The organism is Bradyrhizobium sp. 41S5, assembly GCF_011516665.3.
GTDB lineage: Bacteria > Pseudomonadota > Alphaproteobacteria > Rhizobiales > Xanthobacteraceae > Bradyrhizobium > Bradyrhizobium quebecense.
Genome location: NZ_CP083721.1, coordinates 4,740,589 through 4,755,463, shown reverse-complemented (window position 1 = coordinate 4,755,463; position 14,875 = coordinate 4,740,589). Strand labels below are relative to the sequence as shown.

Annotated in this window: 19 protein-coding genes and 1 tRNA gene; 4 read left to right on the top strand and 16 right to left on the bottom strand. The window is 63.9% G+C overall.

All coding sequences use genetic code 11. The annotated features are described in order from the left end of the window. Positions 1–8: 8 nt before the first annotated feature. Positions 9–1,220 (bottom strand): MFS transporter, encoded by a 1,212-nt coding sequence (locus HAP47_RS23185; protein WP_173642612.1) that lies wholly within the window; start codon positions 1,218–1,220, stop codon positions 9–11. A gap of 1 nt (position 1,221) precedes the next feature. Beyond that, a complete protein-coding gene (locus tag HAP47_RS23180; protein ID WP_173642613.1) occupies positions 1,222–1,890 on the bottom strand; it encodes a GntR family transcriptional regulator in 669 nt (222 codons plus the stop codon). Positions 1,891–2,090: 200 nt separating this feature from the next. On the opposite strand from HAP47_RS23180, the gene HAP47_RS23175 reads away from it, so the two are divergent. The 4 genes from HAP47_RS23175 (at position 2,091) to HAP47_RS23160 (ending at position 3,701) form a co-directional block, all read left to right on the top strand. Beyond that, complete coding sequence (locus tag HAP47_RS23175; protein ID WP_173642614.1) at positions 2,091–2,495, top strand: GFA family protein; 405 nt, start codon at positions 2,091–2,093, stop codon at positions 2,493–2,495. Positions 2,496–2,587: 92 nt separating this feature from the next. Next, positions 2,588–2,664: transfer RNA gene (locus HAP47_RS23170), tRNA-Val, on the top strand. Positions 2,665–2,951: 287 nt separating this feature from the next. After that, on the top strand, positions 2,952–3,365 hold the full coding sequence (locus tag HAP47_RS23165; RefSeq protein WP_176396289.1) for a hypothetical protein: 414 nt from the start codon (positions 2,952–2,954) through the stop codon (positions 3,363–3,365). A gap of 72 nt (positions 3,366–3,437) precedes the next feature. Continuing rightward, positions 3,438–3,701 (top strand): hypothetical protein, encoded by a 264-nt coding sequence (locus HAP47_RS23160; RefSeq protein WP_173642616.1) that lies wholly within the window; start codon positions 3,438–3,440, stop codon positions 3,699–3,701. A gap of 529 nt (positions 3,702–4,230) precedes the next feature. On the opposite strand, the gene HAP47_RS23155 is transcribed toward HAP47_RS23160, so the two are convergent. The 14 genes from HAP47_RS23155 to HAP47_RS23090 all read right to left on the bottom strand — a co-directional run bounded on the left by HAP47_RS23155 (position 4,231) and on the right by HAP47_RS23090 (position 14,865). Next, positions 4,231–4,716, bottom strand: coding sequence for a hypothetical protein (locus HAP47_RS23155; protein WP_173642617.1), 486 nt, complete (start codon positions 4,714–4,716; stop codon positions 4,231–4,233). Continuing rightward, the gene (locus tag HAP47_RS23150) at positions 4,671–4,844 is read right to left on the bottom strand and encodes a hypothetical protein (RefSeq protein ID WP_173642618.1); all 174 of its coding nucleotides are present in this window, start codon (positions 4,842–4,844) and stop codon (positions 4,671–4,673) included. The genes HAP47_RS23155 and HAP47_RS23150 overlap by 46 nt, the downstream gene beginning before the upstream one ends. Continuing rightward, the gene (locus HAP47_RS23145; RefSeq protein WP_173642619.1) at positions 4,841–6,613 is read right to left on the bottom strand and encodes a helicase HerA domain-containing protein; all 1,773 of its coding nucleotides are present in this window, start codon (positions 6,611–6,613) and stop codon (positions 4,841–4,843) included. Before HAP47_RS23145 ends, HAP47_RS23150 begins: the two co-directional genes overlap by 4 nt. After that, on the bottom strand, positions 6,610–7,116 hold the full coding sequence (locus tag HAP47_RS23140; protein WP_173642620.1) for a DUF1643 domain-containing protein: 507 nt from the start codon (positions 7,114–7,116) through the stop codon (positions 6,610–6,612). The genes HAP47_RS23145 and HAP47_RS23140 overlap by 4 nt, the downstream gene beginning before the upstream one ends. A gap of 68 nt (positions 7,117–7,184) precedes the next feature. Continuing rightward, positions 7,185–8,105, bottom strand: coding sequence for an exonuclease domain-containing protein (locus HAP47_RS23135; protein ID WP_173642621.1), 921 nt, complete (start codon positions 8,103–8,105; stop codon positions 7,185–7,187). Next, a complete protein-coding gene (locus HAP47_RS23130; protein WP_173642622.1) occupies positions 8,102–8,962 on the bottom strand; it encodes a hypothetical protein in 861 nt (286 codons plus the stop codon). The genes HAP47_RS23135 and HAP47_RS23130 overlap by 4 nt, the downstream gene beginning before the upstream one ends. Positions 8,963–8,966: 4 nt before the next feature. Then, positions 8,967–9,167, bottom strand: a complete 201-nt coding sequence (locus HAP47_RS23125) for a hypothetical protein (RefSeq protein ID WP_173642623.1) — start codon at positions 9,165–9,167, stop codon at positions 8,967–8,969. Then, positions 9,164–9,907, bottom strand: a complete 744-nt coding sequence (locus HAP47_RS23120) for a DNA N-6-adenine-methyltransferase (RefSeq protein ID WP_173642624.1) — start codon at positions 9,905–9,907, stop codon at positions 9,164–9,166. The genes HAP47_RS23125 and HAP47_RS23120 overlap by 4 nt, the downstream gene beginning before the upstream one ends. After that, on the bottom strand, positions 9,900–10,253 hold the full coding sequence (locus tag HAP47_RS23115) for a hypothetical protein (RefSeq protein WP_173642625.1): 354 nt from the start codon (positions 10,251–10,253) through the stop codon (positions 9,900–9,902). Before HAP47_RS23115 ends, HAP47_RS23120 begins: the two co-directional genes overlap by 8 nt. After that, the gene (locus tag HAP47_RS23110) at positions 10,250–11,995 is read right to left on the bottom strand and encodes a hypothetical protein (RefSeq protein ID WP_173642626.1); all 1,746 of its coding nucleotides are present in this window, start codon (positions 11,993–11,995) and stop codon (positions 10,250–10,252) included. Before HAP47_RS23110 ends, HAP47_RS23115 begins: the two co-directional genes overlap by 4 nt. Then, a complete protein-coding gene (locus HAP47_RS23105; protein ID WP_173642627.1) occupies positions 11,995–12,378 on the bottom strand; it encodes a hypothetical protein in 384 nt (127 codons plus the stop codon). The genes HAP47_RS23110 and HAP47_RS23105 overlap by 1 nt, the downstream gene beginning before the upstream one ends. Then, positions 12,378–13,226, bottom strand: a complete 849-nt coding sequence (locus HAP47_RS23100) for a protein phosphatase 2C domain-containing protein (RefSeq protein ID WP_173642628.1) — start codon at positions 13,224–13,226, stop codon at positions 12,378–12,380. Before HAP47_RS23100 ends, HAP47_RS23105 begins: the two co-directional genes overlap by 1 nt. 24 nt (positions 13,227–13,250) lie before the next feature. Beyond that, a complete protein-coding gene (locus tag HAP47_RS23095) occupies positions 13,251–14,000 on the bottom strand; it encodes a hypothetical protein (RefSeq protein ID WP_173642629.1) in 750 nt (249 codons plus the stop codon). A gap of 37 nt (positions 14,001–14,037) precedes the next feature. Then, positions 14,038–14,865, bottom strand: coding sequence for a hypothetical protein (locus HAP47_RS23090; RefSeq protein WP_173642630.1), 828 nt, complete (start codon positions 14,863–14,865; stop codon positions 14,038–14,040). Positions 14,866–14,875: the final 10 nt, after the last annotated feature.

Below are 14,875 nucleotides of genomic sequence, written 5' to 3'. Positions count from 1 at the left end.
GCAGGCGACTACTGTTTCTTCTCGATGACGAAATTGCCGATCGCCCCGAGTGCCATCAGCACGCTGGTGCCGAGGAACACCGCGCGCATGCCGATATGGCCGCCGATGAATCCGCCGGCGAGCGGGCCGATCACCTGGCCGGCATATTGCGCCGAGATCGAATAGCCCAGCATGCTGCCGGTGACCGTGTCGGGTACGTTGTGCCGGATCACGCTTGCGATGCAGGGCAAAAGGCCGCCGAGCGCGAGCCCCATCAGGAAGCGGAGCAGGATCAGCTGCCAGCCGCTGACCACGAAGGCCTGCCGGATCAGCAGCAGCGCCGAGGCGGCCAGGCAGATCGTGATGATCCTCCAATGGCCGACACGATCGGCCAGCTTGCCGAGATGCGACGACGACAGCAGGCTGCCGAACGCCGCCGCCGACATCACGAGGCCGGCGACGAACGTCACCTGCGGCGCCTCGACCAGTTGCGCGACATAGACCGTGATGATCGGCTCGATCGACATGTTGGCGATCATCAAGAGCAGGCCGGTGCCCCACATCGCGATCACAGGACGCTTGTCCGGAACGAGCGACCAGCCGCCGCGCGCCTTAGCGCCTTTCGCCGTCTTCGGACGCGCATCCTCGCGGATCAGGAAGGTCGTGCCGAGGAAGGTAATGAAGATGACCCCGCCGATCAGGAAGAAGGTCGCGCGGATGCCGATCAGGCCCGGCAACAGGCCGCCGATCAAGGGACCGACCAGGCTGCCGGCCATGATGCCGGCCGACAGCACGCCGATCGCCCAGCCGGACCGCTCCTTCGGCGTCTGCGACGCGACCAGCACGGTCGAGCCCGAGGCGTAGCCGCCGAGCAGGCCGGTCAACAGCCGTAGGCCGACCAGCTCATAGACGTTGTGCGCCATGCCGATCAGCGACATCGCGACCGCCATGCCGAGGCTCGCGCGGATCAGCATCAGCTTGCGGCCATAGCGGTCCGCGAGCCGTCCCCATAGCGGCGCCGTCAGCGCCGCGCTGAAGAAGGTTGCGCCATAGGCCACGCCCGACCATTGCACGATGGCGGCATGGTCGGTCACGCCGAGCTGCTCGACATAGAGCGGCAGGAACGGCAGCAGCACCGTCATTCCCACGATGGTGGTGAAGGAGCCGAGCACGCAGACGACCAGGTTGCGCTTCCAGGGTCCGGCGTCGAGGGCCGCTTCGCGATCGATCTCCATGTTCATGTCAGCGCAGCCCGATGACGGCGAAGCCGCGCGCCCGCAGGCCGCGGCGATCCTCGTTCAGCGAACGGAGCAGGCGATCGCGGGTGTCGGTGATGTGATCGGCGGCCTCGCGCGCGGCGGCTTCCGGATCGTTGGCCTTGATGAAGCCGAGGATGCGCCGGTGCTCGCGCCAGGCCTGCTCGCGCGAGGGCTCGGTCCACACTTCGAGCCAGCGCGCCCGCGACAGCCGCGTCATCGCTCCGGCGATCGACTTGACGATGAAGGGATTGCCGGAGAGGCGCGCGATCTCGACATGGAAATCGGTGCCGACGCGGTGCCATTCCTCGCGCGGCGCGCCGGACTGGCAGGCATCCAGCAGCGCTTCGACGCCGGCGATGTCGGCCGCGCTCGCCCGCGCGCAGGCGAGGCGGACGGCTGTCGTCTCCAGCGGGATCCTGAACTCGGCCAGCGCCTCCAGCTCTCCGAGGTCGATCGGTGCGACGATCCAGTTGCGGCCGTCGCGGCGGACCAGCTCTTCGCCTTCGAGCCGCACCAGCGCGGCGCGGATCGGCGTGCGCGATCCCTCGAACCGGCTTTCGAGCCAGCGCTCGGTCAGCCGCTCTCCCGGGCCGAGATCGAGGGAGAGGATCATCTCCCGGAGCTGGTCGTGGATCTGAAGCATCTGCGACATGGCGATCTTCCGGCCTGGGAGTAGAGTTTTGGATCCAATCGACGTATCCCGAATTGGTATCCCAATCAATCCTGTTTTGGGATGCCAGTATTGTCCCAGCGGGGCACCCGACCGTGTTCCGGATACCTTGCGGGCCGCATCCCCGGGAACGACCTCTTGGCGACCGCCTTGTTGCACGACGCCGAATTGGGAGAACGCAGATGCAGATCGACGGGCAATGCCACTGCGGGGCCGTGACCTATCAGGCGGAGATCGATCCCGAACGGATGTCGATCTGCCATTGCACGGACTGCCAGGCGCTGACCGGCTCGCCCTATCGCGTCACGGTGATCTGCGCCGCCGAGCAGGTCCGGCTGACCGCAGGTGCGCCGAAGATTTACGGCAAGCGGGGCGATAACGGCCGAATCCGCTTCCAGCACTTTTGCGGCGACTGTGGTTCCCCCTTGTTCACGAGCGGAGAGGACGGCGTTCCCGACGATTGGGGTATCCGCTGGGGCAGCATTCGCCAGCGCGGCGAATTGACCCCGCAACGCCAGGTCTGGTGCCGCTCCGCCGCGCCCTGGATCAATGATCTCAAGGAATTGCCGGCGCGGCCGATGGTTTGAAGCCCAGGGATTGAAAGCTATGGATTGAGGCTTTGCGAGCTTGGCGATCTTGCGCCCGAGGGGCGGGCGAGGCTAAAGAGGCGCGCAGGTAAGGGCGGCTAGCTCAGCTGGTTAGAGCATCTCGTTTACACCGAGAGGGTCGGGAGTTCGAATCTCTCGCCGCCTACCACTACCTTCCTGATTTGCCTTGATTTTCTTCTCTGGCTTGGCGCCGATGCGGGCGAGCTCGCGCGCATTCAACCGAACTTCAACAGCAAACAGGTCCCGTCGGCAGTGGTTCTGGATCTGCTGCATGATGAAGTCGATGCCGAGAGCGACGTCGGAGAGGAATTCCGGATCGAAGGCCTCATAGTTGTCGGTTGTCCGTGACCCTTCCTTCAGGGAGTGGCCCAGCCAGATCGAGCGCTGTTCGCGCGTGACGCCGCGGCACATCGGTCGGATCTTGCTCGCCATGAAATGGCGGAACGAGCCCGGGCTGAATTTGGTCACGCCAGCGGCCTTCACGGCGCTCTTGAGCGACTTCTTCACTGCCCGCACTCGCTCACCCTGGAAGACCAGCAACGCCTCAGGGGGCGGCGGCTCGCCCGCCAGCACCGCTTCGCGACGCGCCCTTGCGTCGATCGCAGCCCAAAGGTCCAGCCAGCCGCCGAGACACCGCGTCTCGAGGATCGTCGCACGGCGCTTGTTGGTCTGGAAGCGGTCCGGCGGGTTGAGATAGATCAGACCATGCTCTCGCTGCACGCGCGGCGAGAAGTCGAAGATTGCCTCGGGCCGCGCCCAAGTGTTGAGGGCGAGGATCGCGTAACGGAAGAGATGTTCGTGCTCGATCGCGTCGAGGACGCGCGCGATATCTTCGATAGTGCTGGTTGAATGCCGCGGCTTCGACGGCGGGATCTTCAATTCCTTCGCGATCCGGTCGCGCTTGTAAACGAACTTCGGCGCGTGGGTCATCAGCGCGGTTTCGACGTCCTGGTCGAACGGATCTTTGCGCAGCTTAACCTCGGTCATTTCATTGAAGGCGGAGCACAGCACATCAAGCCGCCGCTCGATCGACGCGGGCGTATGACCGAACTTCGTGTGCAGCCATTTCGCGAAGTCGAGTTGGCGCGCCGGAGTCCAGAACGAAACGGGCGCCATGGGCGACTTGGCTTGGTCGTTCAAATATTGCTTGGCAAGTTCGCCGGCCCGGATCGCATCCGACTCTGACCGGATCGTGGTGGCGTGACCCTTGATGTAATTGGCGAGCGCAGCCGTCGTCATGACCTGATCAGGGCTAGGGACGGTGGCCCCTGCGGTGGCCGGCGCCGAGAGTATGAGCGCCGCGAGTCTGACTTTTCCGACCTCCCAATCTGTTGTTCTAAGAGAGCGGCGGCGGACGACGCCAGTTCCGGCGTCATACCGGCAGGCATAGACGCCATTGCCGCGTTGTGGGTACGGGCGGTCGAGGTACCATCCATCGAGACTGAAGGCCTCTTCGGTGCCGTCGGTGGGCTTGCCTGCTCCGGTACCGCTGGCGTGGTGCTGGATGTCTCGCATTGATCGCCTTTCCGGAGGTATGTTTTGTCGATGTAGGCCTGCACCTGCTCGGCAGTGTAGCAGGGGCCCGCGCGGAACGCATAGAAGTCGACGGCCTTTGTCCTCCGGGCTTTTCGGAGCTCGCTGGCTTTCAGCATAGGCCACTGCGCGAGGACTTCGTCCTCGGTGAGATAGTTCTTTGGCGTGATCACGCGCGTCGTCATGTCGACACTTCCAGTCCGCGCTCGGCCGCATCAATGCCGGGGCGCATCTTGTGATGTTCGCCAGAAAGGTGGCGATGCCAATTCAATAGCGCCGCTCCAGTCGAAATTGTGTGGTGCTTGGCTTTTTCTACGTCGCCATCCACCGCCGATGCGGCCGCCTTCTGGGCCAAGTATCCGACCAGCCAGAACCAGTCGAACGCGGTCTTGCCGGCATCATGTTCGGCGGCAAAGCGGATGACCTGGTGGCCGGCCTCGAGCCGCGTGCCCTCAAACCAGTCCTGGATCTCCGGAGAGAAAAGCGCCGCCGCGGTGCGCAGCGCCCACGCATCCATCCGAAGCGTGTCGGCATAGCCGGGGTTTCCCTTCCAGCGCTCGGCATGGCGGTCCATTGTCTCGGCGCGGGCCAGCAGATGCTCCTGGCTGTACGGCACGTTCATCAGATGAAGCCCTTTTCCTTCGCAAGCCACTCCGGCATCGTCCATGTCCCGTCATCGTTGCGCTCGACCTGGGATTTCGGCACCCATTCCGTGGTCTTGCCGTCGAAGATCTTGAACGCGGCCGGCGTCTCGACCTTCAATTCAGCGGCGATGTCGACGAGATCGCTCTTCATGGGAAAAGGATCTCCCCCGCCTTTGCCGTGCCGGTTGATGGATACGAGACGAAGCCGAGCGACGACAGTCGAGAGAGCGCCTTGGCGAAGCCCGTGCTCTTGACATTCTGGTAGCCGGACCACTCGGCCAGCGCCGCACGCTCCATGACGCCGGGATAGACCGTGATGAGATGGCCCAAGATCTTGCCAGCCGTCTCGCCCAGAATGGCGATGACCTGTGCCTGGACTTCTTCGGTCGTCATCGCGGCCGGCCGTGGGCGGGCCGCGCTGAGACCTTTTTCGGTAAGAGCGACCGTTCCGGTGTCGGGATATGAAACAAGCCCGTCGGCTGACAGCCCTGACAATGCCTTTGCAAAGCCCGTGCTCTTCACGTTTTTGTAGCCGGCGACCAACGCGACAAGTTGTCGAGGCGGCGCCAACCGACACAACCGTTGCATTTCCGCGACTGAGTTGAGGATCTTCTGCTGGACCCCGCCGATCGGGCCATCACCGCTCGCCGCCGGCGATGGTGGAGGCGCTGCCGGCCGCACCGGCGCGCGAGGAGGGGCTTTCGGTGGCGAGCCCGGTTTCAGCAAAGAGCGGTGATTGCGCAGTTCCCGCGCGTGCGGCGGAGCATGCTCCACGGCGCTCTTGTGTTTTGCTTGAACCTCTCCGACCCTGGTGAGCAAGTTCTGCACGCCTGCGCCGATCACCTTGAAGTCCTCGAACAGGTCGAGGAAGGGATTCAGACCGTCCCACAGCCCTTCCTGATACGCGGCGTCGATCTCCTCTTGGGCGGCACCGGTTGCGGGCGGCTGCGTTCCCTTTGCTGCCAACTCGGACTTCAATCGCGTGATCTCGGCCCGCAGCACTGGCGCATCGGCGGTGTCAGGATCGACCGTCTTTGTGGCTTTCGCGGCGGCGTTCAACTGCGCCAGCATACGCTGCATGGCCGCGGGCGCCGGCGGTGTCGGCACGGCGGCCTGGCCAGCCTTGATGACCGTGGTCGCGGCATCGCCGATCATCATCTGGGTCGGCTCGAGGCAAAGCGCCGGTCCGAAGGCCCAGAACTGGCGCGTCCGAAGCTTCAGGAGTCCGCGCGCTTCTTCCGAATTGGCCCGGAAGCCGAGTGCGTCGGCGGTCGACCGTCGGTCCGTCGGCTGCCCGATCCTGCCCATCAGCCAGTTGTTCACGGGACCGGTGGCGTCCTTGTTGATGCTCGAGATCCGAGGGGTCGCCAGCACACCGGTGAACCCGCGCTTGCGGCCCAGCGTCATCAGCGAGGTCACGGCCGCCGAGCTTCCCACGATGCCAACCTGCGGCGCGTACATTTGGGCCTCGTCCAAGACGACGAGGGCAGGGTGCCAAAGATCCTTCGGTGCCGCGATGAGAGCATCCAGGAACTGCGCGATGAACTCGCGCCGCCCGTCGATCGGGAGACTGTTGATTTGGATGATCGCCGAGAACCCGGTCTTCAGGATCATCAGCGCCAGCGCCGCAGCGTTGTGCACGCTCGCCTCGCAGTCGCCGTTGTCGCCGCCGGCGATCAGGTACTCGAACTTTTCGCGCAGGGTGTAGAATTCATCCTCGACGTCGAGGATGATGTGTTGCACGAACCCATGCGTGGCCTCGAGCAGCTTGCGGATTGCCCCGGACTTGCCGGCGCCGCTGTTGCCCTGGATGCAGAGGTGCGATCCGACCAGCTTGTCGAGATCTAACTGGGCATCCGCGCCATCCGCATAGGTACCGATTGTGGCGTGGACCGGCGCGGTTATGCGATTTGCGGTCAAAGCGGAATCTCCTTAAATCGAATGAGGGGCGTGTCGCCTCTGACGTAGAGCGGGTGTTTCGGCGTGCCGCCTTTGTTGAGACCGAGACACCACATTTCGTGTCCGTCACGACGCAAAGCGTCTTCGGCATCCACCGCGAAATGCACGAGATCCCGGTGCAGGTTTCCCCACGCGCAGACGATCTTGGCGGCTTGCTTTGCGGTATCGCGGATCAGCGGCAGGTTGCCCTTGCTGCGCGGCTCGATGCCGGGCTTGAGCAGCATCTCCGGCTTCGTCGCCCGGTAGTCGCAGACGTTCATCATGGCCAGGCCGTCGAAGCCCCACTCCATGGAGAAGTCGATCACCTTATTCATGGTGGGGTCGTCGACGTTGGCGTCCGCGACCGATGGGTTCATCCCGATCCAGAGGATGAAATTGTTCGGCAGCCGCGTCCCAGCGGTGAACAGGTTCACCCATTTCCGTGTCAGGATCAGCCGATAGCAGTCGTTGACGCCGGCGAACATGACGTCACCGTGCACGCCGTCCGCCAGGTTGAGCCGAACCTTGCCGCCGGGATTGTGGATGGCAGCATTCATGAAGCCGCCCCGAACTGCGGCTGCCCGCCCTCGACCAGCATCTTCTTCCGCTCCGCACAGGCTTGGATCAGCGCCTCATATTCCGGCGAGCCGATCAGGATGCTGTGCTTGGCCAAATACGGGCCCGAGCCGTGGTACCAGTTCTCCAGATCGACGACCGTGGCGGCGCCGGCGATCGCGGGCAGCAGCAGATCAAGCGCTTCCTTCCGCTTCGCGGTCGAGCGCCGCTCGATCTCGCGGCGCGCGTTCCAGCGCCAGTCCTCGCCCATCTTGTGGTCTTTGTTGGCGAGCCAATCCATGTAGCCGTCATCGGCGGCCGACAGCGGCTTTCCGTCGAACTGGCCGAAGTCGAATTTCGTGTAGACCGCGGGCTCCGAGGACCATTGGAGCAGGGTCTCGACTGTTTGATGATCGAGCAGTTCGAGCACGACCATGCCGCAGACATAGGAGTCCGGCGCGGCGCGGTGCGGCGGCGATGCGCGGTCGGGATCGACAGGCAGGTTCAGGAAGTAGCGCAGGGCCTGAAGCTTGTGGCTAGCGAAGTCCGGCCACTGCCGGAGGCTGCACTTCCAGGTGCATATCCAATCGGCCTGGATCAGGGGATCGAGGTACTGCCGCTCATAATGCGCGGTATGCGCGGCAAAGATGATCTTGCCGTTGTCGTTCGGCGTCTCGATCAGCATGCGCCAGCCATCGGCCCATGACGGCGCGTCCTTAACGTCGTCATCCGTGATGTGATGGATGCCCGACGACTCGGGCGGGATCGGTCGGGCCGGGCGGATGAACGTCTGCTTGCTGCGCGCCGAAAGGCCCCAGATATCGCCGGCTTGCGCGAGATCGGTGTAGGCGATTTCGACTACTTCGTCGGAGTTCTCGAGACCGGTGGTCTCGAGGTCGCATGGGCGAATGATGGTCATGGGATGCACCGTTGCCGCGCGAGACGCGCGTCCTTAACGAGTTGCTGATCTTCGATTGTGCCGTAGAGGGCTTCATAGCCCCATGCCGTGTCGCGGAAGACCCGACCATCTTCCTGATCGGCGAGTAGCGGGACGATGTCCGCTAAGATTTCTTTGTCCTGGTCGGTCTCGAGCTTGTAACGGTCGATTGCATATTGGACGCGGTAGAATCCCGCAGACCAGTCGCCGCGCGTGTCTTCCATCGCGATCGCAAGGTCGAGCCGCTTGTCGCGACCGCGCAGCGCCTCAAGGACGCCATCCCAATCCACATCCTCCGAGAGGCCATAGCGGACGATGATTTTTGCAAGTTCAATCGTTGCCCGACGTTCAGCGGCCTTGCGTTGCTCGGCAGCTTGCGCCTCTTCCTTGGAGCGCTTGTCAGCGGAAGCCGCGTCAGCCGCAAACCGGTCATAATCCGTCTTCAGGCGTTGATACGTGGCGATCGCTTGCTCAAACCCGTCACCGATCGGAACCTCGCGGGTCATGTCGGAAAGGTATCCGGCTTCGATGCTGATCGTGCGGCTGTAGCGCCTACTACGTGGATTCGGCTGCGAGAATTTGTTGGGCATGCCGATCGCGGACATGAACTCCTCGATCCTGGCGCGGACGGCCTTGTTGTTTTCGATCGCCGGGACGTTGCGCTCGTGAATCTCAACATCCTTCTTGCGCGCGGATTCGAGCGCCTGCAGCGCATGGTCGGCAACACGCTTTGGCGTCGGCTCCCCGAACCGAATACTGCTGCGGTACGACTGAGGCTGCGCCATACACTGAGAAACGGCCCCGCAGCGCTCGACCGGCATGATCTTTAGTTCGGTCATGGCACTATTTCTCGTCATCGGGGACGTCGCGCTTGATCGTGACTTCGACCAACACGACACGCGCAAGGTGGGTGGGGTTTTTCTCGTAGAGATTTGCGTCGGCACATTGATCCCGGGCTTCGGCCAGAATCCTCGCGCGGTCGCGCTTCGTCCCAAGGACGTTGTACGAACCGTCCGAATAGAGGATGACGATTTGCTCGGTCATGCTGCGCTCCATTGTCCGCGGCCGACCCGCACGCCGGCGCCCTCCTGGAGCACCTGCCGGATCTTGGCCTGGTAATTCGGGTTGGCCGCTGCCTTCGGGTGAGACGCGAAGGCGCGGTAAATGTCCGAGAGGGCGACGGGACCGCGCTGCGCGCGCAGCCAATCCGTGATCGCGTCGCGCCAGGTTTTGGCCAGCGCGAGGACAACGACGCTCCGAGGCAGGCGCAGCGGCACGAACTGGCCGAAGTTGCGATCGACGGAAGCCAGCACCTCGGCATGTCGCTCGCCGTAGGCGCACAGAACCGACGGCGCGCCGGAGTCGCCGGCGGTGCCGCCATCTGGCGTGCAGAAGTCGATCCGGCCGCGGGGGAACAGTACCGCGGTGGCGCGCTCCCAGACGTAACGGAAGAATGTCGATGTCTCCGTCCTGGCGAAGATCAACGCGATGCCGCGGCCGTGCGCCGCCATTCGCGCCATGAAGCGGCCGAGCAGCCCGCGCAGATATGGCGGGTTGAGCCAGACGTCGCCTTCCCAAGGCAGGAGCAGCCCGTTGTCGGCGACGGTGTAGTGCCGGCGAGCGGTCCGCCACGGCTGGTCAACCATCGCGCTCGGATCCAAGTCATAGGCTTCCCAGCCGCCGAGCATGCGCAGCAGCCAGGGCGGCGTGAGCCAGTTGTCGGTGCGGCCGCGCCGCGGCGTCTGATGACCGCCGATGCCCGCGAAGAGGGGCGCGCTATGCATCCGCCGCCTCCTTCACCGCCTGGCGCTCGCGCCGATCAGTCCGCCGGCCAATTCTCAGAAAGCCGAACGGGAGATGGATCTCCATGTTCGGTCCCCCGAAGCAAAAATGGAGGCCAAACGAAAGGTGGTCCCAACCGGAGCGCCAAAAGTAACAAACCCAAGTTTCGCCCTCCCAGCCGAACATACGGGTACGGCGCATTTCTTCCCACCGAGCCCAATTTTCCTTCGCTCGCCGCGTCTTCTCTCGCTCCTCAGAAGCGGTCATGAAAGCGACGCTGTCGCGGACGCCGTCGCGATATGACGGGTCACTGCAGAACCGTTCACGGTCGTATTCAGTTTCACTCACGGCGCCATCCTCATCTGCCAAACGGCGCCGTCGATCAGGTAGACGATACGCTCGCCCCATGCTGCCAGCTTCATGGCGGTGCTGACGCCAGTGTCGCGGACCTTGTTCACCGCTCCGGTCGTCGGGACGAAGATCGTGACCTCGAAGTCGTTGGTGATGGTGGCCGCGACACCGCGCGTCAGGATGGCCATATTGAGCTCTGCGCTATCGGCCGGGCCGGTCCAAGCGCGATACGTCGTGAAGGTCCGGTCAAAGGTCAGTTCGATGCGGTAGAAGTTGCCTTGACCGCTGATGACCACGAAGGCGGCGAAGCGGCCGCCAGCCTTGCCAGAAACGATTGTCCCGCCATCGAGCTCCGGCACACGGATCTGCGAGATGCCGTTGTAGTGCGGCATTACGACGAAAGCCTTGCCGAGCGCGTCGGTGACGGCAACGTCATCCAACCAGGTCGTGGCGCCCACCAGCATGTTCCAGCGCCGATCCGTGATCATTCGCGGCCGGTCGCCGATATCGTTGAGCTCGAGTTCGATCAGTTCGCGGTCGGTGACGCCGAACAGCACCTCGCCGGCACGGAAGACGCGTCGCAGCGGGACCGGCTGCTCGGCGAAGCGGCGCCCGCCGACGCCTCCGACCATCTCAAAGGGGATGTGCCCGAACAGGATCTCGCTTGCGGTCGGGATCGATATGACCCACCCCTCCGGGACCTTGGTCACCTCGGCGTCCGCCGGCACCTGGTGCGCGATCGCGCCGCCGGTCGCGAGGTCGATCACATCGCCGGAGCTCAGCCGAGCGGCGCCGTTCCACCAAACTCTGGTGACTGGATCGCCCGCGCGCCCGAACAGCTTCTCGAACACCAGCGCGCCGGCGGTTGCCGTCGTCACGGCGCGCATGATCTGCGCCGCCTTCGCCGGCTTGCCCTTCGCCATCGGCGCCGGCGGCGTGCCGCGCTTGCCCAGTTGGAACGTGGTCTGAAACCAGTCCAGCAGCGGGCCCGGAATGCAGGCAAAATCGCGGACCGACAGCGGCATCTTGGCCCGGTTGTCGAAGACCGAGGCGTTGTCCTTCATCCGCCGCACGAGATCGCCGGGCTTGTAGCCCTCAATCCGGCCCTTGTAGGGGTGGATGCCGGTGAACACCTGGAACGCCACAATTCCCCAGGCGAACCAGTCCGTCTGCGCATCGAAGGCGAGGGCGTGCCAGTCCCGGATGGAGGGCATGATGACCGAGGCGCCCCAGCGGCCGATCGCCCAGGAGTCGACGTCGATCACCGAGGCCGCCGCCGGCGCACCCTTGCGGAAGCCTACCAGCCAATTCAGTTCGTTGGCGTCGACTAGCACCGCCTTCTTGCTATGGGCATATTCCACGATCTCGAACATGGATTGCGTCAGCGCGACGGCGTCGCCATCCGTGAACCCGGTCCTCACCCGGTAATCAGAGACGAACACCCGGGACATGGGCTCGCCGTCGACGAACGGCATGTAGAAGCCGACCGGCTGCCGGGAGCCGTCCAGCACCAACCCCTGCGGGGCGACGATGCCCGCATGCTGCAGGCCGGCCAGCGCCTTCACTTTCTCCGGCATGCCGTCCCGCGCCATCTTGTCGGCGTCGGTGTAGAGCTTCACGATGGTTTGGCCGGTCCGGTAGATCGAGCCTTCGCCGCCCGTGGCGATGTAATCGGTCTCGCGCAGCGTCATGGCGCCGCGGCCCTCGAGGTGGACGTTGATGGTACCTCTGCGCGCCATCAGTAACAGTCCTCCGGCTCGTAGGGCTCGTAGACGTGATGCTCAGCGAGCCACTCCTCCATGCGTTCTCGCTCGGCGGTGGATAGGCAGGCGCGTAGCTCCCAGACCCATCGCCAAAGCCGAACGATGCCGGAAGCGACCAAGATGGCAGGACGCTGCCATGTCGGCCGTCTATTCCAACGGAGGTTGTTGTAGATCCCGCAGAATCGCTCGAACGCCGGCGTGTTCGGCATCGACGAGACGATCTGGATCTCGCAGGCATCTCCGCCGCAGGCGCCGTGCATCGGCGAGTAGGTGGTGTCGCTACCCGGCGAATAGCCGTACTCGACCGTCACGGGATAGCCGTTGTCGCGGGTGAAATCTTGGAAATAGGTCGCGCCCATCACTCGGCCTCATGGTCGATGTGGATGCAGGCCATCGCGATATCGTCAAGCGGGCCTTTGCCGTGCGCCTGGCAGTCCTTGAGGAACCGCAGCATTCGCCGCTTCACGAAGGCGCCCTCGGTCGATTTGAACGACATCAGTTCGGCGACGACGTCGCGCCAATCCATGCCGTCTACCTGCGTGACGCCATCAGATAGGACGGCGACGTCCACCAGGCCGCCCGTGTCTTCGGAGTTGAGGTAAAATTCCTGGCCGCCGATGGATCGACGCAGGCTGTGGGCAAAGTCCCAATCACGATGCTCGATTTGTCTTTGGCCATCGCGGCGATGACAGGTCAGCGTTGTCGCCGGATCAGAGTCGGCATGGGCTTTGCAGAACGAGATGTTGCTGTCTTCGAGATAGGCCCGATAGAGCGGCATGTTCTTCGCCCAGTCGAGCCGCGCCATCCAGATCGCGCCTGATTGCGAGCGGTAGGCGACGACGCCGTCTCCGACCATGCGGAGGTGGATTCCGGGCAACTCGGGATAGGCCTTCGCATACAGGCACGTCGCCAGCATGTCTTCTTGGGAGAGCCCAAGGTCGAGCCTAGCGTTCTTGTCGTTCGTGAAACAGGCGGCGTCGATCGGCAGCGGTGCCCGCGATCCGGCATAGTCGGCAAGGAAGACGGCCGTCGAATGCGCGACAATCCGAGCGCCGACATCAGTGTGACCGCCGGTGGAACAGCCGTCGCAAACAATGGCGTATGCACCACTCTCCGGAGCCGCAGAGAGGGCATAGTCCTGGCACGGCATGCCGCCGCGGAGATGCTGCGATCCGATATGGAAGGCATGGTCTGCTGTGAATCGCATGGGAGATCTCCGCGGCGGCCTGGTTCAGATCGCGGCTGCGATCGCTTGGCTCGGTCCGCCGGTGCCAAGCGCCTGCGACGTGCTCGAAACCGACTGCGATACGAAGGCCGCCAGCTTTGCCAGCTTGCCCTTGGTGACGTCGCCGGCGTCGATGTACCGGGTTATGCCGGCCTCCTTTTGGAACCGGTTCAACGCCGAGGTGCAGGAGGCGGCGTTGATGCCGATCAGGATGCTGACGTGGCTCTCGAGGAATTCGTCCTTCTTGGCCCGCTCGATCTCAGCCTTGATCATTGCCGGCGATGCCGCCCCGCCAGTGTCCTCGCCATCAGTGATCGTGAAGCTGATGCCGTTGGCGTTGAACTCCTGATCGAACAGCAGCTTGGCATAGGCATTTGAAGCGCCGACGCCGACGTAGCAGGCGTCGAAAAGCGGCGTGCCGCCGCCGGGGGAGAGCCGGTCGTAGGCGGTGAGGTCGATGCTGGACAGCGGAATGAAGCCGTGAACCTCGTTGATGCCGCCGGTGTAGGCGGTGCTGAATGCAGCGACGCGGACCAGTAGGTTCTCCGACCGGGGTGACTTCCGGCAGGCTTCGACCGAGGCCTTGATCATGTCGATCAGTTCGGACCGGAACGACGAGACCGAGCCGCTCATGTCTACTTCGATGTCGACGAGGGTGTACTCAGTGGCGCCGAGGCCCTCGATGCGAGCGCCGGTGAACGAGAAGTTGCCTCCGAGATTGTGGGTTTCGATGTCAGATCCGTCGAGACGGGGCATTGTGGCTCCTTTCAGGAATTCGGGGTGATGTTCGGGATCAGGCCAGGAAGGCGTCGGACGTCGTGAGGACGAGCCCGCGCGCTTGCATGTCCTTCAGGAACTGCTGCGCGATCGCCGGGAAGTCCGGACCGCCCGGCGTCTGCGGGACCGGCGACATGCAGTCTGTCAGGATGTGGATCTTGCGGAGGTGATCGTCGCCGATGTTGTCGACGATCTGGCGGATCGTCGTGGCGACGCAGTGTGAGGAGGCCTCGCCCGCGATACCGATGACATCAGCATCCTGGAGCACGCTGAGAAAGCCACCGTTCAACTGCGTCGACGGGTCCGCAGGATCCGGCACCTCGGCCATCAGAGCCCCGTAATGTTCCGTGAAGGTGTTGGTGCCCTTGGTGACGAAATCGATCGTTGCGAAGTTGTCGCGCTCCCAGGCCGCGAGCTCGTCGCGGAGAACGTCGACGACGTTGTGGCCCCAACTGCCAATGATGCAGTGCTCCGGCCAGATCATCAGGATGAACTTTCCGGCGGCATCGAGCGCTGCGGTGTAGTCCAGCATGCGCTGCCTGTACGCCTGGTTGCGCGGCTCCCACATCCCGGTCTTGATGTCAGCAAGGGTGATCATGGTGAACGGGGCAGGGTGCTTGCCGTCCTGTCCGCGCCAAAAGGCGGGGTGCGCGACGTCGATGACGCGGTGCGAGTCCAGCGTGACGTGGATGTCATTCAGCCGCCGGCCGATCCGCTTCACGACGCCGGCGACGCGGGTCATATCGGCGACAGCACCAGTGACCGGCAGCGCGGCACCTTTCTGGTCCATGAAGTCGTTCTGGGGATCGATGATGACGAGATCAGCTTTAACGGTCTTGCGCATTGGTTCACCT